Origin of the sequence: Kitasatospora sp. NPDC057198 (assembly GCF_042670125.1) — a bacterium.
Classification (GTDB): Bacteria; Actinomycetota; Actinomycetes; order Streptomycetales; family Streptomycetaceae; genus Kitasatospora.
Genome location: NZ_JBHUWH010000049.1, coordinates 1 through 21,300, shown reverse-complemented (window position 1 = coordinate 21,300; position 21,300 = coordinate 1). Strand labels below are relative to the sequence as shown.

Genomic DNA, 21,300 nt, shown 5'->3' with positions numbered 1-21,300 from the left:
CGGATGTTCGCGTTTCCCGTGCTGGCGCCCCGTTCCATGGCTAGCGTGCTTTCCGCATTCGCACGACGACTGTGCGTGCATCGCCGAGTTCATGGGGGGCATGATGGGGCGACTCGAATCGGTGGACGGCGGGGGCAGCGGCGGTTTCGTCGTTTACCCGGACGAATTGGAGCAATCCGGTCGTACCGCGCAGCAGACGGCCGAGGTCATTCCCGGCGAGACGGGCGGCATCCTGGCCGCCTCGGACCAGGCGGAAGCCGGTCTGCGTGGTTGGCGGACCGGCACCGAGCTCAACGCCTGCACCGACGAGTGGAAGCGGTTGCTGGACGAACTCTCCCGGGAAATGGATTCCCAGGGGGACAAGTTGATCCGGACCGCGGCCAACTACCGCAAGGGGGAAGAGGACGCGCACCGGGGGCTGGGGACCGCCGGCTCCGGCCTCCAGTCCCTCCCCGGCCCGTCCGGCACCCCGGCTCTCGCTAGCGCCGGATCCGGAGCAGGCGTTCCGGGCCGGACCAACCCGCTGGAGCAGCGGTTGCTGCGCGACGCTTTCGACGGCCCGCAGCCGACCACTCAGCCGGGTCACGCTTCGCCGCTGGGGCAGCGGTTGCTGCGCGACGCCTTCGACGGCCCGCGGGCGACGACCCTGCCGCACCAGGTCACGCCGGAGGAGGCCGAGCGCTTCGGGCAGGCAACCGGTCGTGATCCCCGGCTCGACTTCCAGGTCCACCACGTCGAGCAGCCCGCCGAGCCGGACTCGTTCGACCTCAACGCCCCGGTGCGAGGCATCTGATGGACGTCCACACCCTCCAGAATGCCCGCTTCGACGGGCTGTTCGCCGCCGCGGACGCGTACACCCGGATCAGTGAGAACTTCTCCGAGCACCACGACAACTGGAAGAGCGGGGTCGAAGGCCGGACCCTCAGCTCCGGTTGGGCGGGCGACAGTGCCGATCGCGCCCGCACCTCCCTGAAGGGCACCACCGTCAAGCTGAGTTCGGCCGCCGGCGAGCTGGGCAGCATCGCTCCGCTCCTGCGGGAGGGCGCCGAGGCGTTCATGCTCGCGCAGGGCAAGCTCACCAACGCCCTGGCGGACGCGAAGGCCGACGGCTACCAGGTGGGTGAGGACGGCTCGGTCTCCTGGGAACCGTCCGAGCCTTCCCTTCCCGGCCAGGGCGTCACGGTCGAGGACATGATCCGGCAGGACGTCCGCGAGAGGCAGGGGATCGCCTACGGCATGCGGATCGAACAGGCCCTGAAAGAGGCTGAACACGCAGATCAGACCATCGCCGAGCGGCTGCGCGCCCTCACGGACGACGCCCGCACCGGAAAGGGCCTCACCTTTGCGGCGGCGAGCATCGCAATGATGCGAACCCTCCACGAAGAGGACCTGGTCGCGTCCGCCATACCGAAGCGGGGCAGTTCCCCGTCCGAGGTCAGTTCCTGGTGGAAGGGCCTTCCCCCGGAGGAGCAGCAGCGTCTGATCCAGACCCACCCCGAGGAGATCGGCAACCTCGACGGCATCCCGGTCGTCGTCCGGGACCAGGCGAACCGTTCGATGCTCCCCAAGACCCGCGAGGCCATGCAGACCAGGCTCGACCAGGTCGGGCCGGAGCCGCCCTACGGTCCGGTGGGCAACTACTCGATGGGGCCGCTGGGTACTCCCGAGAGCGAAGAACACCGGCAATGGCGCATCGAGGAAACCACCGCGCGGGAGTCGATCAAGGGCATAGACGCGATCCAGGCCCGGATCGACGCCGGCGGCAAGGACGGCCGCCCGCCCGTCTACCTGATGGGTTTCGAGGCCGAGGGCAACGGCCGCGCGATCGTGGCGGTGAACAACCCCGACACTGCGGACAACGTGGTGACGTACGTCCCCGGTACCGGCGCAAGGCTGGGCGGGATCGAGGGTGACGTCAAACGGTCGGATCTGATGGTGGACTCCGCGATGGAGGCGAGCCCCAAGGAGACGACCTCGTCGATCACCTGGGTCGGATACTCCGCACCCCAGACGATCTTTCCGGAAGCGGCAATGGACGTGTTCGCGCGGAACGCGGAGGGCCAGCTCCACTCCTTCGAGACCGGTCTGCGGGCGACGCACGAAGGCGAGCCCGCCAGGCAGACCATCATCGGGCACAGCTACGGCAGTACCACGGTGGGGTACGCGATGCGGGACCGGAGCCTTCCCGTCGACGGGGTGATGTTCGTCGGCAGCCCCGGCACCGGTGTCGACCACGCCAAGGACCTGGGCATCGCCCCCGAGCGGGTCTGGGCGGCCCGAGGGGACGATGACAGCATCAGTTGGGCCAGGTCGTCCGACCCGGGGGACCTGGCCGGTGACGCGTTCTCTTCGGACAACCACCTGATGTACGGCCGCGACCCGGTCAACGGGGGCTTCGGCGGGAACGTCATACCGACCGACCCGGGGACGGGCCACTCCGACTACTGGAAAGAACACAGCACGTCCCTGCGGGTGATGGGGCACGTCATTACCGGAGAGCTGGGCTGACCATGCGCCACCTGAGACTGATCGCTGTTCCCCTCGCGGCCTTGTCGCTGGTCTCCTGCGGACTCACCGAGGAGCAGTTGCAGCCGACCATCACCAGTGCGGAGGCCGGGCGGAAGGTCCTCTCCTACGACCTCGACGTCAGGCGCACCCTGCTCGGTGGCTCCCAGTCGGAGGCATCCGCCGGGCGGCTGCGCTCCGGCGCGTGCGAGACGAATGACATCCCCGGTCCGAAGGGACGAGAGCAGAGCTACCTGCACACGCAGCTCGTCAGCGACAAGCCCGAGGGCAACAAGGCCGTCTTCGACGCTTTCGAGCAGAAGGTGCGCGCCCTGGGCTTCACCGAGAAGTGGAGGTATCCCGATGCCGTGGTGTACGAGAGCCCGAAGGACGAGTTCTCCATCGGGTTGACCGAGAGCGCGGATTCGAGCAAGACGCTGACCCTGAGCGTCTCTTCACCGTGCGTCTGGCCGGACGGCACCGCGATCAAGGAGTGACCTCCGCGAGCGGTGAACAGCCGCCGCGCCGCCCCGCCGCCCCACCGAGCACGGTGGCGACACGACGAAGGAGATTTCCCTGAGGCCCCGCAGTCCGTTTGGCTCCCTTACCGCCGCCTTGTTGGTGGTGTCGTTCGCGGCCGGTTGCTCCGGTTCCGAGGATCTCGGGCCGCTCGGTGATCCGGCTGCGGCGCAGCACCGGATCGACTCGCTGATCGACGGGACGGTCAAGGCGATCACTCCGGCGGTGACGCCCCCGCAGTACATCGGGTTCTTCCACCGCGAAGAACGGAACACCTTCGGCAACGACTCGGGCTACGCCAAGGTGTGGCGGGAGGGTGCCCTGGAGGAGCGGGTCTCCGAGGAGAAGAAGCCCGTCCTGCTCGACCAGGTGGAGAAGTACTGGAAGGACCAGGGCTGCACGGTCGACGCCGCGAAGCCCGACGGTCGGCGAGTGACCACGTCGGCGATCTGTCCGGACAGGGCGCACGTCATGGTGGACACCGGTGGCAGTGCGGTGTCGGTGAAGGCATGGGTGGAGAAGACGAAGTTCCGGGAGGGCGGCGACCCGTTCCCGGACACCCAGACCCGGCCACCGCTCGCCAACGTGGCCCCCGCCGGTCAGCAGGACGACCCCTACTGGTCGCACTGACCGCCACGCCGTCCGCCGGTGTCCATCGGATCGCGCCGCCCCGCCGGTCGGGGTGGTGCGGTCCGGGGCCGCTCCGGGCTCCGTTCCGCTCGGATTCCAAGCGCACTCCGACTACGGGGACGGTGGCCTGGGCTGGCGCCAACCGTTCGAATCCCTGGCCGACATGGCGTGGATCGTCACTGGGCACGGCGACGGCACGACCAAGGAGGCTCCCTGTTCCGATTCCCTGGAGGACAAGATGGCCCGAATCGCGGCCGAGGAGGCTGCACGTTGAGGCCCCGTACCCCGTTCGTCGTCCTTGTCGCCGCCCTGCTGGCGGCGCTCGCGGCCGGTTGTTCCGGCTCCGAGGCTCCCGGGCCGCTCGGTGATCCGACTGCTGCCCAACGCCGGATCGACTCCCTGATCGACGGGATGACCAAGGCGATCACTCCGGCGGTGACGCCCCGGGAGGACTGGTGGTACGACTACGACGAGAAGCGGACCGCGTTCGGCAAGGAGACCGGCTACGCCGACGTGTGGCGCAAGAGCTACTTGGAGCAGCGGATCGCCGAAGGGAAGAAGCGCGTCCTGCTCGACCAGGTGGAGAAGCACTGGAAGGACCAGGGCTGCACGGTCAATCCCGAGAAGCCCGCTGCCCTGCAGGTGTACGTGTCGGCGGTCTGCGCGGACCAGGCATGGGTCATGTTGGAGATCAGCGATGACGGTCAGGCGTTCGTCGAAGCCCGGGTGAACGGGACGAAGTACCTGGGCGGGCCGAGTCCGTTCCCGAACGCCCATTCCCCGCAGCCGACCGCCAGCGTGACCCCCGTCGGGCAGTGGGACGACCCGTACTGGTCGCACTGACCGCCGCGCCGTCCTCCACCCCGGGGTAGCACCACGTACCCGGGGCGGAGGGCGCGGCGGCAGGGTGAAGGGCCGGCCCCTGCTTGTCGGTGGGCCGTTCGGATTCGAAGTGCGTTCCTGTTACTGGACGGTGAGCCGGGTCATTGGCAGCTGTTCGATTTCCTGGAGGACAACATGGCCCGGATCGCGGCCGAGTACGGCGTCGACCTGACCGAGGGGGCTTCCCGTTGAGGTCCCGCACCCCGTTCGCCGCGCTTGCCGCCGCCCTACTGGCGGTGGCGCTTGTCGCAGGCTGTTCGGACTCCGAGGAGACCTGGGCGCTCAGTGATCCGACCGCGGCGCAGCACCGGATCGACTCACTGGTCGACGGGACGCTCAAGGCGATCACTCCGGCGGTGACGATCCCGGAAGACTGGTGGTACGACTACGACGAGAAGCGGACCGCGTTCGGCAAGGAGACCGGCTACGCCGACGTGTGGCGCAAGAGCTACTTGGAGCAGCGGATCGCCGAAGGGAAGAAGCGCGTCCTGCTCGACCAGGTGGAGAAGCACTGGAAGGACCAGGGCTGCACGGTCAATCCCGAGAAGCCTGCTGCCCTGCAGGTGTACGTGTCGGCGGTCTGCGCGGACCAGGCATGGGCGATGTTGGAGATCAGCAGGAATGGGGTGGCGTTCGTCGAAGCCCGGGTGAACGGGACGAAGTACCCGGGCGGGCCGAGTCCGTTCCCGAACACCCATTCCCCGCAGCCGACCGCCAGTAAGGCCCCCGACGAACAGTGGGACGACCCGTACTGGTCGCACTGACCGCGCGCCGCCTCCGCCCCGGGGGTAGCACCACGTACCTGGGGCGGGAGGGCGCGGCGGCGGGATGAAGGGCCGGCCCCTGCTTGTCGGTGGGCCGTTCGGATTCGAAGTGCGTTCCTGTTACTGGACGGTGAGCCGGGTCATCGGCAGCCGTCCGATTCCCTGGAGGACAACATGGCCCGGATCGCGGCCGAGAGGGTTGTACGTTGAGGCCCCGCACGCCGTTCGCCGCGCTTGTCGCTGCCCTGCTGGCGGTACTCGCGGCCGGTTGCTCCGGTTCCGAGGACCTCGGGCCGCTCGGTGACCCGACTGCGGCGCAGCACCGGATCGACTCCCTGATCGACGGGACGGTCAAGGCGATCACTCCGGCGGTGACGCCCGCGCCGTACATCGGGTTCCTCTACGACGAAGGCCGGAACGTCTTCGGCAATGAGAACGGCTACGCCAAGGTGTGGCGGCAGAGTTACCTGGAGGAGAGGTTCTCCGAGGAGAAGAAGCCCGTCCTGCTCGACCAGGTGGAGAAGTACTGGAAGGACCAGGGCTGCACGGTCAGCGCCGGGGAGGCCGGCAAGCCGAGGACGTCTGCGTCGGCGACCTGCGCTGACACGGCGACAGCTTCCGTGCAGATCAACGAGAGCGGTCTGGCGACCGTCACAGCCAAGGTGAACAAGACGAAGTTCCGGAGCGGCGGCGACCCGTTCCCGGACACCCAGACCCCCCTGCCGCGCGCCAGCCACCATCCCGCCGGTCAGCAGGACGACCCCTACTGGTCGCACTGACCGTCGCGCCGTCCGATTCCCTGGAGGACAACATGGCCCGGATCGCGGCCGAGAGGGTTGTACGTTGAGGCCCCGCACGCCGTTCGCCGCGCTTGCCGCTGCCCTGCTGGCGGTACTCGCGGTCGGCTGTTCCAACTCCGAAGACCTCGGGCCGCTCGGTGATCCGACCGCGGCGCAGCACCGGATCGACTCCCTGATCGACGGGACGGTCAAGGCGATCACTCCGGCGGTGACGCCCCCGCAGTACATCGGGTTCACTTACGGCGAGGAGCGGGGCGCCTTCGGCAAGGAAACGGGGTACGCCGAAGTGAAGCGGCAGGGTTTCCTGGCGGAGCGGATCGCGGACGGGAAGGAGGTCGTCCTGCTCGACCAGGTGGAGGAGTACTGGAGAGCGCTGGGTTGCACGGTCGAAACCGGGGAGGGGTCGGGCGGCCGCTGGAAGTACGCGTCGGCGACCTGTCCGGACAAGGCGCATGTCACGGTGGGCGTGGAAAGCGGTTTGGCGACCATTACGGCCTCGGTGGAGAAGACGAAACTCCGGAGCGGCGGCGACCCGTTCCCGGACACCCAGACCCCGCTACCGCTCGCCAGCGTGACTCCCGCCGGTCAGCAGGACGACCCCTACTGGTCGCACTGACCGCCGCGCCGCCACGCCGCCGCCTTCGCCGCCCCGCCCGTTCACCCTGCGGACCACGTTTCCGGGGCCGGTGAACAGTCCGCCAACCCTTGCTCCGGGGCGGTGACCCGGCGGCCCGTCCTGCGTGAGGATGCTCGGCGTTCGGCACGAAGCGCGAAGGTGTCTGGACAACATCACCAGCAGCCGAGGGGACGGGCGGGTCGAGATGGCAGAGCTGAGTCGTAGGAAGTTCATGGCGTGGTCGGCGAGCGCGGCGGCCGGGGCGGCCGTCGCGGGCACCGCGGCGGGGGCGGCGGAAGCATCGTCCGCCGCGGCCGCCGTGGCTGTCGCAGGGGCGACGGGGACGATCGCGGACGCCAAGCACGTCGTGATCCTGATGCAGGAGAACCGCAGTTTCGACCACTACTTCGGCATGCTGAAGGGGGTGCGCGGCTTCGCCGACCGGGCGACCGTCCAACTGTCCGGCGGGTACAGCGTGTTCAACCAGCCGAACCTGCTGGGGCGGCAGTACCCGTGGCAGTTCTCGGCGACCAAGCCGGCCGGCGGCGCCGACCCGGAGCGCCTGGCGCAGTGCAACGGCGACCTCGCGCACGGCTGGAGCGACCAGCACAAGGCGTGGAACAGCGGGAAGTTGGACTCCTGGGTGGCGGCCAAGGGCAACGTCCGCACCCTCGGCTACCTGACCCGCGCCGACATCCCGTTCCACTACGCGCTGGCCGACAACTGGACGGTCAACGACGCCTACCACTGCTCGGTACTCTCGGCGACCGGCCCGAACCGCACCTACCACTGGTCGGGCCAGATCGACCCGGCGGGCGCGGCGGGCGGCCCGGCGTACGACGGCGGCGACGAGTCGGGGCTGAAGTGGCAGACGTACGCGGAGGCGCTGGAGGCGGCGGGCGTCAGCTGGAAGGTCTACCAGAACGCCGCCGACAACTACGGCGACAACGCGCTGGCGTACTTCACCCGGTTCTCCGGCGCCCCGGCGGGCAGCGCGCTGGCGGTCAAGGGCATGGGCTCGGTGCCGAAGGTGACGGGGAGGACCCCGGACGACATCGTCGCCGCGATCAGGGCGGACGTGCTGGCGGGGACGCTGCCGCAGGTGTCCTGGATCGTGCCGGACCAGGCGTCCTCGGAGCACCCGTACGCGACCCCGGCCGACGGCGCGCACTTCGTGCACAACGTGCTGGACGCGCTGAACGCGGACCCGGCGGTGTTCGACTCCACGATCCTGTTCCTCAACTACGACGAGAACGACGGCTTCTTCGACCACGTCCCGCCGCCGGTCGCCCCGGCCGGCACCGCGGGCGAGTTCTACAACGGCACCAACATCGGCCTCGGCTTCCGCGTCCCGATGATCGCCGTCTCGCCGTGGAGCCGGGGCGGCTGGGTCTCCTCGGAGACCTCCGACCACACCTCGGTGCTGCGCTTCCTGGAGAAGTGGACGGCCGCCCTCGGCAAGCCCGCGACCTGCCCGAACATCTCGGCCTGGCGGCGCAAGGTCACCGGCGACCTGACCGGCATGTTCGACTTCGCCCACCCGGTGTACGGGATGCCCGCGCTGCCGGACACCTCGCAGACCATCGGCCTGGCCGCCTGCGGGCCGCTGCCCAACCCGGCGCCGGTGGACAACCGGCTGCCGGTGCAGGAGCCGGGCACCCGCCCGGCCCGCGCGCTGCCGTACCAGCCGGTGGCGAACCTGGAGCGCCTGGAGTTCGGCTCCGGCGGGGCGGTCAAGGTGTGGATCGCGATGGCCAACCGGGGCAGCGCGGCCAGCCACTTCGCCGCGTACGCCAACGCCTACCGCTCCGGCGGGCCCTGGCAGTACACCGTGGACCCGGCGGGCGCGACCAGCGACTTCTTCAACTGCGGGACGGGCTACGGCGCGGGCAAGTACGACCTGACGGTCATCGGCCCGAACCGCTTCCTGCGCCGCTTCACCGGCGACGCCACCAAGCCGGGCAAGGACGCGGCGGTCACCGCCACGTACGAGGCCGCACCGGACACCGGCAGGCTCGCGCTCCGGTTCGAGCTGGCCAACAGCGGCAGCTCGGCGGTGACCTTCACCGTCACCTCGAACAACTACCGCACCGACGGCCCGTGGACGTACACCGTCCCGGCCGGGGGCAGCACCGGCGACTGGTTCAACGCGGTGGCGTACACCGGCGGCTGGTACGACTTCACGGTGACGGTCAGCGGGGACGCGAGCTGGTCGCAGCGGTTCACCGGCCACCTGGAGACCGGCGCGCCCTCGGTCTCGGGCTGACGGAGCACCAGGAAGCGGATCAGAAGGCGGATCAGAAGGCGGATCAGACGGCGTGCAGGCCGTGCGCGGCGAAGACCTCGCGCGCGGCCCGCACCTGGTCGGCGGTCGGGACGGGGGTGTCGGCGAGGGGGAACTCCCGCCCCAGCGCCGCCCACTTGGCCGCGCCGAGCTTGTGGAAGGGCAGCACGTCGACCCGGGAGACGTTGCCGAGCGAGGCGGCGAACGCGGCCACCCCGGCCACGTTCTCCGGCGGGTCGGTCAGGCCGGGGACGAGGACGAAACGGACCCAGACCTCCTTGCCGAGGTCGGCGAGGCGGCGGGCGAAGTCCAGGGTGGGGCCGAGCCGCTGCCCGGTGACGTGCCGGTACAGCGCCCGGTCCCAGGACTTGATGTCCAGCAGGACGAGGTCGACGTCGGCGAGCAGGTCGTCGCCGGCCCGGGCGCCGAGGAAGCCGGAGGTGTCCAGCGCGGTGTGCAGGCCCAGTTCGTGCTTGAAGCGGTGGAACAACTCGCCGCTGAAGCCGGGTTGGAGCAGCGGTTCGCCGCCGCTGACGGTGGCGCCGCCGCCCGCTGCGCGGATGAACGGGGCGCACTTGGCGGCCTCCGCGACCACCTCGTCCGCGCCGGTGCGCCGCCCGTTGCCCATCCGCATGGTGTCGGGGTTGTGGCAGTACAGGCAGTTCAGCGGGCACCCGGCGAGGAAGACCACGAACCGGGTGCCGGGGCCGTCCACGCCGGTCGACAGGTCCCAGGAGTGCACCGAGCCGCCGGTGGCCGGGCCCACCGGCAGGTCGGCGGGGAGCGTGACGGTCATGGCGGTGCCTCCTGGGGTCGGTCGGGGCGCGGTCGACGGGGCTCAGAGCGAGCCGTGGAAGGTGCGGTTGACGACGTCGAGCTGCTGTTCCCTGGTCAGCCGGACGAAGTTGACCGCGTAGCCGCTGACCCGGATGGTCAGCTGCGGGTACTTCTCGGGGTGCTCCATCGCGTCGAGCAGGGTCTCCCGGTTCAGCACGTTGACGTTCATGTGGAACCCGCCGACGGCCGTGTACCCGTCCAGCACGCCCGCCAGGTTGCGCACCCGCTCCTCGGGGGTGCGGCCCAGCGCGTCGGGCGTGACGGTGTTGGTCAGCGAGATGCCGTCCTCGGCGGCCGCGTACGGCAGCTTGGCCACCGACAGCGCGCTGGCCACGTACCCGTGGGTGTCGCGCCCGTTCATCGGGTTGGCGCCCGGCGAGAACGGCTCGCCGGCCCGGCGGCCGTCCGGGGTGGCGCCGGTCTTCTTGCCGTACACCACGTTCGAGGTGATGGTCAGCACCGACTGGGTGTGCTCGGCGCCCCGGTAGGTGGGGTGCTTGCGCACCTTGCGCATGAACTCCTCGACCAGCTGCACCGCGAGTTCGTCCACCCGGTCGTCGTTGTTGCCGTACGCCGGGTACTCGCCCTCGACGGTGTAGTCCACGGCGAGGCCGGTCTCGTCGCGCACCGGGCGGACCTTCGCGTACTTGATCGCGGAGAGCGAGTCCGCGGCGACCGACAGCCCGGCGATGCCGCAGGCCATGGTGCGGCGCACCGCCCGGTCGTGCAGCGCCATCTCCAGGCGCTCGTAGGCGTACTTGTCGTGCATGTAGTGGATGACGTTCAGCGCGTGCACGTACGTCTCGGCCAGCCACTCCAGCTGCCGGTCGAAGCGGTCCGCCACCTCGTCGTAGTCGAGGACCTCGGAGGCCCCCTGCTCCGTCGAACGCAGCGCCCCGGTGTCCGGGCCGACCTGCGCGCCGGACTTCTCGTCCCGGCCGCCGTTGATCGCGTACAGCAGCGCCTTGGCGAGGTTGACCCGGGCGCCGAAGAACTGCATCTGCCGGCCGACCTCCATCGCGGAGACGCAGCAGGCGATCGCGGTGTCGTCGCCGAAGCGCGGGCGCATCAGCTCGTCCGACTCGTACTGCACGCTGGAGGTGTCGATCGACACCTTGGCGCAGAACTCCTTGAAGCCCTGCGGCAGCTTCGGCGACCAGAACACCGTCATGTTCGGCTCCGGCGCCGGGCCCAGGTTGTACAGGGTCTGCAGGTAGCGGAACGAGGTGCGGGTGACCAGCGGGCGGCCGTCGGTGCCGATGCCGCCGATCGACTCGGTGACCCAGGTCGGGTCGCCGGAGAACAGCTCGTCGTACTCGGGGGTGCGCAGGAAGCGGACGATCCGCAGCTTGACGATGAAGTCGTCGACCAGCTCCTGGGCCCGCTCCTCGGTCAACCGGCCGGCCGCCAGGTCCCGTTCGAGGTAGACGTCCAGGAAGGTGGAGGTCCGGCCGAGCGACATCGCCGCGCCGTTCTGCTCCTTCACCGCCGCCAGGTAGGCGAAGTACAGCCACTGGACCGCCTGGTGGGCGTCGCGCGCCGGGCCGGAGACGTCGTGGCCGTAGGCCGCGGCCATCGCCTTCAGCTCCTCCAGGGCGCGGACCTGCTCGGCCAGCTCCTCGCGCTCGCGGACGGTCTCCTCCAGCGTCCGCGGGTCGGCGGGCGCGGCGTCCAGCGACGCCTTCTCCTCCCGCTTGGCGGCGATCAGCCGGTCCACGCCGTACAGCGCGACCCGCCGGTAGTCGCCGATGATCCGGCCGCGCCCGTACGCGTCCGGCAGGCCGGTGACGATCCCGGCCTTGCGGGCGGCCCGGATGTCCGGGGTGTAGGCGTCGAAGACGCCCGCGTTGTGGGTCTTGCGGTACTGCGTGAAGACCTTCTCCAGCCCCGGGTCGACCGGGTACCCGTAGGTCTCCAGCGCCCCCGCGACCATCCGCCAGCCGCCGTTGGGCATGATCGCCCGCTTCAGCGGGGCGTCGGTCTGCAGGCCGACGACCAGCTCGTTCTCCCGGTCGATGTACCCGGGCGCGTGCGCGGTGATGGTCGAGGGCGTGTCGTACGAGACGTCCAGGACGCCCTTGGCGCGCTCCTCGGGGAACAGCGCGGTGATCTTCGCCCAGATGCCCGAGGTCCGCTCGGTCGGGCCGGCCAGGAAGGCGCCGTCGCCCTCGTACGGGGTGTAGTTCTGCTGGATGAAGTCGCGGACGTCGATCGCGTCCCGCCACAGGCCGCCCTTGAAGCCGTCCCAGGCACCGGTCGGGGCGGAGGCGGTGGTGTGCTGCTGCGAGGTGGTCATCTCGGGTGTCCCCTTCTCAGTTCTGGTCGCCGTAGTAGGCCCGGGTCATCAGCCGCCGCATGTCCGCGAGCATCGGCATCCGGGGGTTGGCGGGCGCGCACTGGTCCTCGTAGGCGTTCATCGCCTGCTGCGGCAGCGCCGCCAGGAAGGCCGCCTCGTCCACCCCGGCCTCCTTGAACGAGCGCGGGATGCCGACCTTCCCGCGCAGCTCCTCCACCGCCGCCGCCAGCGACTCCACGCCCTGCTCGGGGGTGTCCGCGGGCAGGCCCAGCGTCCGGGCGATCCGCTGGTAGCGCTCCGGCGCCACGTAGCTGCGGTACTTCGGCCAGCTGGTCACCTTGCCCGGCGCCGACCCGTTGTAGCGGATCACGTGCGGCAGCAGCAGCGCGTTCGCCCGCCCGTGCGCCACGTGGAAGGTCGCGCCCAGGGTGTGCGCCATCGCGTGCACCACGCCCAGGAAGGACGAGCCGAACGCCATGCCCGCGATCGTCCCCGCGTTGTGCATCCGCTCCCGCGCCACCGGGTCGTCCGGCCCGTCGGCGACGGCCCGCTCCAGGTGCTCGAAGACCAGTTGGATCCCCTGCAGCGCCAGGCCGTCGGTGAAGTCGTTGGCGTACACCGACACGTACGTCTCGATGCAGTGCGTCAGCGCGTCGAACCCGGAGTCCGCGGTGACGTCCCTGGGCAGGCGGGTGGTCAGCGCCGGGTCGACGATCGCCACGCTGGGGGTGAGCGCGTAGTCCGCCAGCGGGTACTTCTGGCCGGTGGCGGTGTCGGTGATCACCGCGAACGGGGTGACCTCGCTGCCGGTGCCCGAGGTGGTGGGGACGCACACCAGCTTGGCCTTCTCGCCCAGGTCAGGGAAGGTGAAGGCGCGCTTGCGGATGTCGAAGAACTTCTCCTTCAGGTCCGCGAACTCCACCTCCGGGTGCTCGTACATCAGCCACATCACCTTCGCGGCGTCCATCGGCGAGCCGCCGCCCAGCGCCACGATGGTGTCGGGCTCGAACGCGCGCATCAGCTCCGCGCCCCGGCGCACCGTGTCGATGCTCGGGTTCGGCTCGACGTCGTCGACCACCCGCACCTCGACCGGCTCGCGGCGCCGGTCCAGCACGGTGCGGATCCGCTCCAGGTGGCCGATCTCCACCATGGTCCGGTCGGTGACCACCACGACCCTGCGGGCCTTCGGCATGCTGGCCAGGTACTTGATCGAGTGGCGCTCGAAGTAGATCTTCGGCGGGACCTTGAACCACTGCATGTTGGTGTTGCGCCGCCCGATCCGCTTGATGTTGACCAGGTTCAGCGCCGAGACGTTCCCCGACACCGAGTTGTGCCCGTAACTGCCGCAGCCCAGCGTCAGCGAGGGCGTGAACGCGTTGTAGACGTCGCCGATGCCGCCCTGCGAGCTCGGCGCGTTCCAGATGATCCGGCACGCCTTCACCGCCGTGCCGAACTCCTCGGCGAACGCCGCGTCCTCGGTGTGCACCGCCGCCGAGTGCCCCAGACCGTTGAACTCCACCATCCGCTGCGCCAGTTCCACGCCCTGCGCCCGGCCGTCCGCCCGCAGCACCGCCAGCACCGGGCAGAGCTTCTCCCGGGTCAGCGGCTCGGCCCCGCCGACCCCGCCGACCTCCGCCAGGATGACCGAGGTGTCCTCCGGCACCTCGAAGCCCGCCGCCCGCGCGATTTCCGGCGCCGACCGCCCCACCACGTCGGCGTTCAGCTTCGCGCCCGCGCAGTCGGTGCCCGCGCCGACCCCGAAGAGGTGCCGCTCCAGCCCGGCCTTCTCCTCGGGCGTCGCCAGGTGCGCCTTCAGCTTGCGGAACTCGGCTATCGCCGCGTCGTGGATCTCCGCGTCCAGGATCACCGCCTGCTCGGAGGCGCAGATCATGCCGTTGTCGAAGGACTTCGACAGCACGATGTCGTTCACCGCACGCCGGACGTCCGCGCTCCGCTCCACGTACGCCGGCACGTTGCCCGCGCCCACGCCCAGCGCCGGCTTCCCGCACGAGTACGCGGCCTTGACCATCGCGTTGCCGCCGGTGGCCAGGATCGTCGCCACGCCGGGGTGGTTCATCAGCGCGCCCGTCGCCGCCATCGACGGGTGCTCGATCCACTGCACGCAGTGCACCGGGGCGCCCGCCGCGACCGCCGCGTCCCGGACGATCCGGGCCGCCTCCGCCGAACAGCGCTGCGCCGCCGGGTGGAAGGCGAACACGATCGGGTTGCGGGTCTTGAGCGCGAGCAGCGCCTTGAAGATCGTCGTCGAGGTCGGGTTGGTCACCGGCGTGACGCCCGCGACCACGCCCACCGGCTCGGCGATCTCCACGATCCCGTCGATCTCGTCCCGGCGCACCACCCCCACCGTCCTCGTCCGGCCCATCACGTGGGTGACGTTCTCGCAGGCGAAGACGTTCTTCACCGCCTTGTCCTCGAACAGGCCGCGGCCGGTCTCCTCGACCGCGAGGACGGCCAGGCCGGTGTGCTCGGCCAGCGCCGCCAGCGACGCCTTCTTGACGATGTGGTCGACCTGCTCCTGGGTGAAGGAGGCGTACTCCGCCAGGGCCTCGATGCCGTTGCGGACCAGCAGGTCGACGGCTGCGGCTCCGGCGGGGTCTGCGGCGGCGGGATCGGCGGCGACGGGATCGGCGGCGGCGGGGTCTGCGGCGGGATTCGCGGCGGGGGACTGGGCACGGGACGGCATGGCGCGCTCACCTCTTGGGGTGCGGCTGCGGGGCGCCCCGGCGGCACTGCCGGGGCCGGCTCTGACCACACCACTCTCCGTCGGGGCCACGTGAGGGGGATACGGCCGTTGGGCGCGAACCGCCCGGGACCAACGGCCTCCGTCACTGGGCCGGACGGGTGGCCCCGGCCCGTCCGGATGCGCCCCGTCCGGGCCGGTGCAAAGGTGGACGGAGCCCGTTGTCGTGACACCCCGAGGAGGAGACATGGGTCTGAGTGACCAGTTCAAGGACAAGGCGAACGAACTCGCCGACCAGGCCAAGTCGGCGCTCGGCGACCAGGGTTCCAAGACCGAGGACGCCGAGCAGAAGGCCCGCGAGAAGGCCGAGGGCATGATGCCCGGCGGCCAGGAGTCCGCGGACGACCAGCAGCAGCAGGAGGGCGAGTCCTCCTGACCCGCCGCCCGCGTGGGACGGACCCCGACCGGGCCCGTCCCACCGGCGTACCGTGGCAAGGGGGAGCGCCCACCCGAGGAGGAGACATGGGCATCTTCGACAGGTTCCGCCACCAGGCGGCCCCACCCGCCGCCACCGACACACCCGAACGCACCGCCCTCGCCCACGACGAGGCCGCCGACGCCTTCGGAGACCAGGTCGAACGCGCCCGCGACGACGCGGAACGCCGCATCCGGCAGGACCGCGAGGACCGCGAGGCCGCCGAGAACATGACCGCCGAGGGCGACCCCTGGGGCTGACCCCCGCGCACCCGGAGCACCGGCCCCCACCAAGGGAACGCCGGTGCTCCGCGCACACCCGGGAACCGGAGGAGCCGCACCCCGCACAGCGCCGGTCACCGCAGGTCCGCTGCCTGCCTGCCAGCCAGCCTGCCTGCCTGCCGGCTCCGCGCAGCGGTTTCTCAGGGCCGGGGCGGCAGCGGCGGTCGCCGCAGGTCGGGGCGGGGGGTGTCGCGGGGCGGGGGTGCGGCGGCGGGGGTTGCGGCGAGGAGGGTGAGGGCGAGGTCGACGGCGGCGGCGAGGTCGGTGTGGTCGCCGCGGGCCCAGTCGTGGGGGGTGCGGACGACCTCGATGTCGGGGTCGACGCCGCGGTTCTCGACGGAGAAGCCGACGCCGCCGGTGAACCAGCTCGCGTTCTTGGGGACGGAGATCTGGGTGCCGTCGCCCAGCGCGTGGCGGCCGGTCATGCCGACCACGCCGCCCCAGGTGCGGGTGCCGACGACGGGGCCCAGCGCGAGTGACTTGATCGCGGCGATGATGACGTCGCCGTCGGAGCTGGTGGCGTGGTCGGCGAGGGCGACGACCGGGCCGCGCGGGGCGTCCCGGGGCCAGCGGACGGGTTGCCGGCCGCGGGTGAAGTCCCAGGCGAGGACGCGGCGGTGGAGCTTCTCCAGGACGAGTTCGGAGACGTTGCCGCCCGCGTTGCCCCGGACGTCCAGGACGAGGGCGGGCCGGGCGAGTTCGGAGCGCAGGTCCCGGTTGAACTGGGCCCAGCCGGAGCCGCCGAGGTCGGGGATGTGCAGGTAGCCGCAGACGCCGTCGCTGAACTCCCGTACCAGGTGCCGTCGTTTGGCCACCCAGTCCTGGTAGCGGATGGGCCGTTCGTCGGTCAGCGGGGTGACCGCGATGCGCCGCACCCGGCCGTCGTGGCGGACGGTCAGTTCGACGGTGGTGCCGCCGGTGCCGGCCAGCAGCGGGGTGGGGCCGCGGACCGGGTCGGGCGGGCGGCCGTCGACGGCGAGCAGTTCGTCGCCGTCGTGCAGGCCGTGGCCGGCCAGCGGGGCGCGGGCCTTTGGGTCGGAGGACTCGCCGGGCAGGATCCGGTCGACCAGCCAGCGGCCGTCCGCGTCGCGGTGGGCGTTGGCGCCGAGCAGGCCGAGCGGCTGCTGGGCGATGGCGGGGCCCTCGCCGCGCCGGGCCGGGGTGACGTAGGCGTGCGAGGTGCCGAGTTCGCCGAGGAGTTCGCGCAGCAGGTCGGCGAAGTCGTCGGGGGAGGCGATCCGTTCGAGCAGCGGCGCGTACTGCTCGGTGAGGGCGGGCCAGTCGAGGCCGCACATGCCCTCGTCCCAGAACTGGTCGGCGACGATCCGGGCGGCCTCGTGGTAGGACTGCCGCCACTCGGCGGCGGGGTGCACGGTGTGGGTGATCCGGCGCAGGTCGACGGGGAGCGGGGCGGTGGGGGCGGCCAGCGGGTACAGCTTGAGCGCGCCGGCGGAGAACACCGAGACCGCCGAGCCGTCCGCGGAGACCGCGAAGCCGTCGAGCTGCTCGACCAGGGTGGTGCGGCGGCCGCGGGCCAGGTCGAAGTGCTCCAGGGCGGGGCGCCCCGAGGTGTCCTCCGGGTTGGCGAAGGTCTGGCCGAGGGCGCCGGAGATCGGCCAGCGCAGCCAGACCACGCCGCCGCGCACCGCCGCGGTCGCCGAGTACTTGGAGGCGATCACCGGGAACGGCACCAGCCGCTTGCTCAGCCCCTCCTCGTCGACGTGCACGGTGCCGTCGCCGGTGGCCTCCTCCGGGTCGAGGCCGACCGGCGGGCGGCCCTCGGCGGGCGAGGCGAACGGGGACGGGGTGTCGGCGGCCAGCGGCACCAGGTAGGGGCGGCAGCCGAGCGGGAAGGACAGGTCGCCGGTGTGCACGTCGTGCACCGGGTCGAAGCCGCGCCAGGACAGGAACACCAGGAAGCGGCCGTCCCGGGTGAACACCGGGTGCTCGTCCTCGAACCGGCCGCCGGTGACGGCGACCTTGTGCTCGGGCCGGTCGGTGCGGGCCAGCCGGATCGCCCGCAGCGAGCGGCCCGCGACCGGTTCGGACCAGGTCAGCCAGCGCGAGTCGGGCGAGAAGGACGGGCTGGAGACCGGGCCGAAGCGGGAGGCGGCGACCTCGGTGACGGCGCCGTCGGCGGTGTCGACCAGCAGCAGCCGCCCGTCCGAGCAGGCCACGGCCAGGCGTCCGCCGTCCGGGGCGGCGGCCAGCTCCTGCACCCGGCCGATCCGACCGCCGGCGATCCGCCGGTGCGGGGGCGGCTCCTCCGGGGCGTCCTTGCCGGACAGCGCGTCCCGGCCGGACGGGGACTCCTTGCCGGGCAGCGCGGCCAGCTCGATCGCGTCCGCGCCGTCGGCGTCCGTCACCCAGGCGGCCCGGTTGCCGTAGCCGAGCACCAGCGGCAGCCGGCAGCGCACGCCCGGGGTGTCGGCCAGCACCCGGGCCGGGCCGTCGCGGTGGGTCAGCCAGTACAGCGAGCCGCGCACGTTCAGCAGCCCGGCCCGGCCGGTGGCGTCGCAGGCCAGGTCCTTGACGTTGTTGGCGGCGCTGACCTGGTACGGCCGCCGCCCGGCCCGGGCGCCGCCCAGCGGCACGTCCAGCCGGCGCGGGGCGGGGGCGTCCAGCGAGTCGAGCAGCCACAGGTCGCCCGCGTGCTGGTAGACCACCCGGACGCCGTCGCTCGCGGCCTCCCGGGCGTAGTACGAGGCGTGGTCGGTGTGCCGGCGCAGGCCGGTGCCGTCCGGGCGGACGGAGTACAGGTTGCCGACGCCCTCGTGGTCGGAGAGGAACGCGATCCGGGTGCCGTCGGCGCAGGCCAGCGGCATCGGCGAGGCCAGGTGGCCGGGCAGGCCGGGCAGCAGCAGGTCGTGGTCCACCCAGAGCCGGCCGGTCGCGCCGCCCCGGTAGCGCTTCCAGAACGCGGGCTCGTGCGGCGCCGCGTCGGTCAGCAGCACCGTGTGCCCCGCGCCGACCTGGGCGTCCGCGACCGGCCCCCACGGCATCCGCCGCCCCGGCGCGCCGTCCGCCGGCAGCTCCCACGCCCAGGCGTAGTGCGCGAACGGCTCGTGGTACGAGGTCACCGCCAGCACGTCGCCGTTCGGCAGCCAGCCGCGCACCCGGGTGTCCTGGCTGCCCCAGTACGTCAGCCGGACCGCCTCCCCGCCGTCCACCGGGGCGGTGAAGACCTCGGGCACCAGTGCGAACCAGCTGGTCCACGCCAGTACCGTGCCGTCCGGCGACAGCCTGGGGTGGCTGACCCTGGTCCGGTCCGCGCTCACCCGCCAGGCCCGTCCGACCGTGCCGTCCGCCGCCAGCGGCGCGGCCCAGACGTCGTCCTCGGCGGTGAAGGCGAGCAGACCGCCGCGGACATGGGGGTAGCGCAGGTATCCGGACACCCTTCCATGGTTCGATCGCTGGCCGGGGCCCGCAAACGCGGCCCCGTGACCGGCGGGAGGGGAACGCGGTGCAGGCACCGGAGCGGCTGCGGCGGATCTGGGCGGGGGAGTCGGCGGTGCCGGCGTACGGACCGCGGGTGGCGGAGGTGTTCGACGAGCCGGAGGGGTACCGCTTCGACCTGTTCGGGCCGGAGGAGACCGCGCGGGACACGGCGGCCCTGAAGCGCGATGCGGCGGACCCGGAGCTGCGCCCGCTGTGGATCGAGCCGGGGATCGGCGTCGACCCGGAGCAGCTCTGGCTGATCGGCTCCCTGGGCGCCGACCTGCCGATCGCGCTGGACTTCCGGACCGCACCGCCCCGGGTGCTGTTCCTCGGCGCCGACGGCTGGCGGGTGGTGGCCGAGGACTTCGACGCGCTGTGGGAGCGGCTGACGGCGGGTCAGTGAACCGTGCTCTCCCGTCCATTGACAGGGAGGAGTCACAGCCGCTTCAGTGGTCTAGTCCAACTCCCTGGGTGGGTGCCGGTGCGGCGGCACGCCCCGGCCGGGAACCCCACAGCCCGGCGGACGGAGGAGGGCGTCCCCCACACAGAGGCAGGAGCATCCCCACATGCGTACTCCCCGTAAGAAGCGGCTGCTCGCCGCCGGAACGGCCTGGGCGGTGGCCGCCGCGGGCGCCGTCGCGCTCAGCTTCGGCCTGGCCGGCTCGGCCTCGGCCGGAGAGTTCCTGGTCAACGGCGGTTTCGAGACCAACGCGCTGAGCCCCTGGACGTGCACCGGCTCGACCGGCTCCGTGGTCACCGGCCACGCCCACACCGGCAGCTACGCGCTCGCGGCCGCCGCCTCCGCGTCCGACACCGCCCAGTGCACCCAGACCGTCGCGGTCGCCCCCAACACCACGTACACCCTCAGCGCGTACGTCAACGGCGCCTACGTCTACCTCGGCGTCAACGGCGGCACCTCGACCTGGACGCCGAGCACCGGCGGCGCCTACCAGAAGCTCTCGGTCAGCTTCACCACCACCGCCACCCAGACCTCCGCCACCGTGTTCACCCACGGCTGGTACGGCCAGGGCACCTACTACGCGGACGACGTCTCGCTGGACGGCCCCGGCGCGCCCGCCTCGCCCACCGCCAGCGCCAGCCCCTCCAAGTCGGCCTCGCCGTCGCCCTCCGCCTCCGCCTCGGCCTCGCCGTCGACCTCGGCCTCCGCGTCGCCGTCCGCCTCGGCCAGCCCGTCCACCTCGGTGCCGCCCACCAGCCCGCCGCCCCCCACCGGCCACGCGCTGGTCGGCTACCTGCACGCCAGCTTCGCCAACGGCGCCGGCTACATGAAGATGTCCGACGTCCCCGACAGCTGGGACATCATCGACCTGGCCTTCGGCGAGCCGGACTCCATCACCGGCGGCACCATCCACTTCAACCGCTGCCCGGTCACCGAGTGCCCCGGCGTCGAGTCCGACGCCGACTTCAAGGCGGCCATCGCCGCCAAGCAGGCCAAGGGCAAGAAGGTCCTGCTGTCGATCGGCGGCCAGAACGGCGAGGTGCAGCTCACCACCACCGCCGCCCGCGACAACTTCGTCAACTCGGTCTCCGCGATCATCGACAAGTGGGGCCTGGACGGCCTCGACATCGACTTCGAGGGCCACTCGCTGTCGCTGAACACCGGCGACACCGACTTCAAGAACCCGACCACGCCGGTGATCACCAACCTGATTTCCGCGGTCAAGACGCTGAAGGCCAAGTACGGCGCGAAGTTCCAGCTCACCATGGCGCCGGAGACCTTCTTCGTCCAGCTCGGCTACCAGTACTACGGCTCGGGCCCCTGGGGCGGCCAGGACCCGCGGGCCGGCGCCTTCCTGCCGGTCATCTACGGCCTGCGCGACGACCTGACCCTGCTGCACGTCCAGGACTACAACTCGGGCTCGATCATGGGCCTCGACAACCAGTACCACAACATGGGCAGCGCGGACTTCCACATCGCGATGACCGACATGCTGCTCAGCGGCTTCCCGGTGGCCGGCAACACCAACAACATGTTCCCGGCGCTCAAGCCCTCGCAGGTCGCGATCGGCATGCCCGCCAACACCTACGCGGGCAACGGCTACGTCGCCCCGGCCGTGGTCAACCAGGCGCTCGACTGCCTCACCAAGGGCACCGGCTGCGGCTCCTACACCCCGCGGGCCGGCAAGCAGCCGAACCTGCGCGGGCTGATGACCTGGTCGATCAACTGGGACAACTACAACAACAACGAGTTCTCGAAGAACTTCCACAGCTACTTCGGCTGAGACCCGGCACGGTACTGACGGAGCCGGTC

The 21,300-nt window shown here is 71.5% G+C and carries 17 protein-coding genes; 13 read left to right on the top strand and 4 right to left on the bottom strand.

What is annotated here, in order from left to right:
* Nucleotides 1–100 precede the first annotated feature (100 nt).
* The 9 genes from ACFUEL_RS08750 (at nt 101) to ACFUEL_RS08710 (ending at nt 8,982) form a co-directional block, all read left to right on the top strand.
* The gene (locus ACFUEL_RS08750) at nt 101–793 is read left to right on the top strand and encodes a hypothetical protein (protein ID WP_380235335.1); all 693 of its coding nucleotides are present in this window, start codon (nt 101–103) and stop codon (nt 791–793) included.
* Complete coding sequence (locus tag ACFUEL_RS08745) at nt 793–2,508, top strand: alpha/beta hydrolase (RefSeq protein ID WP_380235334.1); 1,716 nt, start codon at nt 793–795, stop codon at nt 2,506–2,508. Before ACFUEL_RS08750 ends, ACFUEL_RS08745 begins: the two co-directional genes overlap by 1 nt.
* Before the next feature lie 2 nt (nt 2,509–2,510).
* Nucleotides 2,511–3,002 carry a hypothetical protein gene (locus ACFUEL_RS08740; protein WP_380235333.1) on the top strand — a complete coding sequence of 164 codons (492 nt, stop codon included), beginning with the start codon at nt 2,511–2,513 and terminating at the stop codon, nt 3,000–3,002.
* Between the two features lie 124 nt (nt 3,003–3,126).
* Nucleotides 3,127–3,654 (top strand): hypothetical protein, encoded by a 528-nt coding sequence (locus tag ACFUEL_RS08735; RefSeq protein ID WP_380235345.1) that lies wholly within the window; start codon nt 3,127–3,129, stop codon nt 3,652–3,654.
* A gap of 270 nt (nt 3,655–3,924) precedes the next feature.
* A complete protein-coding gene (locus ACFUEL_RS08730; protein ID WP_380235332.1) occupies nt 3,925–4,497 on the top strand; it encodes a hypothetical protein in 573 nt (190 codons plus the stop codon).
* A gap of 227 nt (nt 4,498–4,724) precedes the next feature.
* Complete coding sequence (locus ACFUEL_RS08725; RefSeq protein WP_380235331.1) at nt 4,725–5,300, top strand: hypothetical protein; 576 nt, start codon at nt 4,725–4,727, stop codon at nt 5,298–5,300.
* 206 nt (nt 5,301–5,506) lie between these two features.
* The gene (locus tag ACFUEL_RS08720; protein ID WP_380235330.1) at nt 5,507–6,079 is read left to right on the top strand and encodes a hypothetical protein; all 573 of its coding nucleotides are present in this window, start codon (nt 5,507–5,509) and stop codon (nt 6,077–6,079) included.
* Between the two features lie 64 nt (nt 6,080–6,143).
* The gene (locus ACFUEL_RS08715) at nt 6,144–6,716 is read left to right on the top strand and encodes a hypothetical protein (protein WP_380235329.1); all 573 of its coding nucleotides are present in this window, start codon (nt 6,144–6,146) and stop codon (nt 6,714–6,716) included.
* Nucleotides 6,717–6,921: 205 nt separating this feature from the next.
* Complete coding sequence (locus ACFUEL_RS08710; RefSeq protein ID WP_380235328.1) at nt 6,922–8,982, top strand: phosphocholine-specific phospholipase C; 2,061 nt, start codon at nt 6,922–6,924, stop codon at nt 8,980–8,982.
* Nucleotides 8,983–9,025: 43 nt separating this feature from the next.
* On the opposite strand, the gene pflA is transcribed toward ACFUEL_RS08710, so the two are convergent.
* Genes pflA through adhE form a run of 3 tightly spaced genes read right to left on the bottom strand, consistent with a single transcriptional unit; the run spans nt 9,026 to nt 14,837 of the window.
* Nucleotides 9,026–9,796: a pyruvate formate-lyase-activating protein gene (gene pflA, locus ACFUEL_RS08705; RefSeq protein ID WP_380235327.1), complete on the bottom strand. Its 771-nt coding sequence runs from the start codon at nt 9,794–9,796 to the stop codon at nt 9,026–9,028.
* Nucleotides 9,797–9,838: 42 nt separating this feature from the next.
* Nucleotides 9,839–12,133, bottom strand: coding sequence for a formate C-acetyltransferase (pflB, locus tag ACFUEL_RS08700; protein WP_380235326.1), 2,295 nt, complete (start codon nt 12,131–12,133; stop codon nt 9,839–9,841).
* Between the two features lie 16 nt (nt 12,134–12,149).
* Nucleotides 12,150–14,837, bottom strand: a complete 2,688-nt coding sequence (gene adhE / locus ACFUEL_RS08695; protein ID WP_380235325.1) for a bifunctional acetaldehyde-CoA/alcohol dehydrogenase — start codon at nt 14,835–14,837, stop codon at nt 12,150–12,152.
* A gap of 244 nt (nt 14,838–15,081) precedes the next feature.
* Here adhE and ACFUEL_RS08690 point away from each other — a divergent pair, with 244 nt between their 5' ends.
* Nucleotides 15,082–15,270, top strand: coding sequence for a hypothetical protein (locus ACFUEL_RS08690; RefSeq protein ID WP_380235324.1), 189 nt, complete (start codon nt 15,082–15,084; stop codon nt 15,268–15,270).
* 86 nt (nt 15,271–15,356) lie between these two features.
* Nucleotides 15,357–15,569 (top strand): hypothetical protein, encoded by a 213-nt coding sequence (locus tag ACFUEL_RS08685; RefSeq protein WP_380235323.1) that lies wholly within the window; start codon nt 15,357–15,359, stop codon nt 15,567–15,569.
* 161 nt (nt 15,570–15,730) lie between these two features.
* Here the strand turns inward: ACFUEL_RS08685 and ACFUEL_RS08680 are convergent, their stop codons facing one another.
* Nucleotides 15,731–18,985, bottom strand: coding sequence for a S41 family peptidase (locus tag ACFUEL_RS08680; RefSeq protein WP_380235322.1), 3,255 nt, complete (start codon nt 18,983–18,985; stop codon nt 15,731–15,733).
* A gap of 68 nt (nt 18,986–19,053) precedes the next feature.
* On the opposite strand from ACFUEL_RS08680, the gene ACFUEL_RS08675 reads away from it, so the two are divergent.
* On the top strand, nt 19,054–19,431 hold the full coding sequence (locus tag ACFUEL_RS08675) for a hypothetical protein (RefSeq protein WP_380235321.1): 378 nt from the start codon (nt 19,054–19,056) through the stop codon (nt 19,429–19,431).
* 163 nt (nt 19,432–19,594) lie between these two features.
* Nucleotides 19,595–21,271 carry a chitinase gene (locus tag ACFUEL_RS08670; RefSeq protein WP_380235320.1) on the top strand — a complete coding sequence of 559 codons (1,677 nt, stop codon included), beginning with the start codon at nt 19,595–19,597 and terminating at the stop codon, nt 21,269–21,271.
* Nucleotides 21,272–21,300 lie beyond the last annotated feature (29 nt).

Coding starts and splice junctions, on each gene's coding strand:
- ACFUEL_RS08750 (WP_380235335.1), top strand. CDS start 101: ATGATGGGGCGACTCGAATCGGTGGACGGCGGGGGCAGCGGCGGTTTC.
- ACFUEL_RS08745 (WP_380235334.1), top strand. CDS start 793: ATGGACGTCCACACCCTCCAGAATGCCCGCTTCGACGGGCTGTTCGCC.
- ACFUEL_RS08740 (WP_380235333.1), top strand. CDS start 2,511: ATGCGCCACCTGAGACTGATCGCTGTTCCCCTCGCGGCCTTGTCGCTG.
- ACFUEL_RS08710 (WP_380235328.1), top strand. CDS start 6,922: ATGGCAGAGCTGAGTCGTAGGAAGTTCATGGCGTGGTCGGCGAGCGCG.
- pflA (WP_380235327.1), bottom strand. CDS start 9,796: ATGACCGTCACGCTCCCCGCCGACCTGCCGGTGGGCCCGGCCACCGGC.
- pflB (WP_380235326.1), bottom strand. CDS start 12,133: ATGACCACCTCGCAGCAGCACACCACCGCCTCCGCCCCGACCGGTGCC.
- adhE (WP_380235325.1), bottom strand. CDS start 14,837: ATGCCGTCCCGTGCCCAGTCCCCCGCCGCGAATCCCGCCGCAGACCCC.
- ACFUEL_RS08690 (WP_380235324.1), top strand. CDS start 15,082: ATGGGTCTGAGTGACCAGTTCAAGGACAAGGCGAACGAACTCGCCGAC.
- ACFUEL_RS08685 (WP_380235323.1), top strand. CDS start 15,357: ATGGGCATCTTCGACAGGTTCCGCCACCAGGCGGCCCCACCCGCCGCC.
- ACFUEL_RS08670 (WP_380235320.1), top strand. CDS start 19,595: ATGCGTACTCCCCGTAAGAAGCGGCTGCTCGCCGCCGGAACGGCCTGG.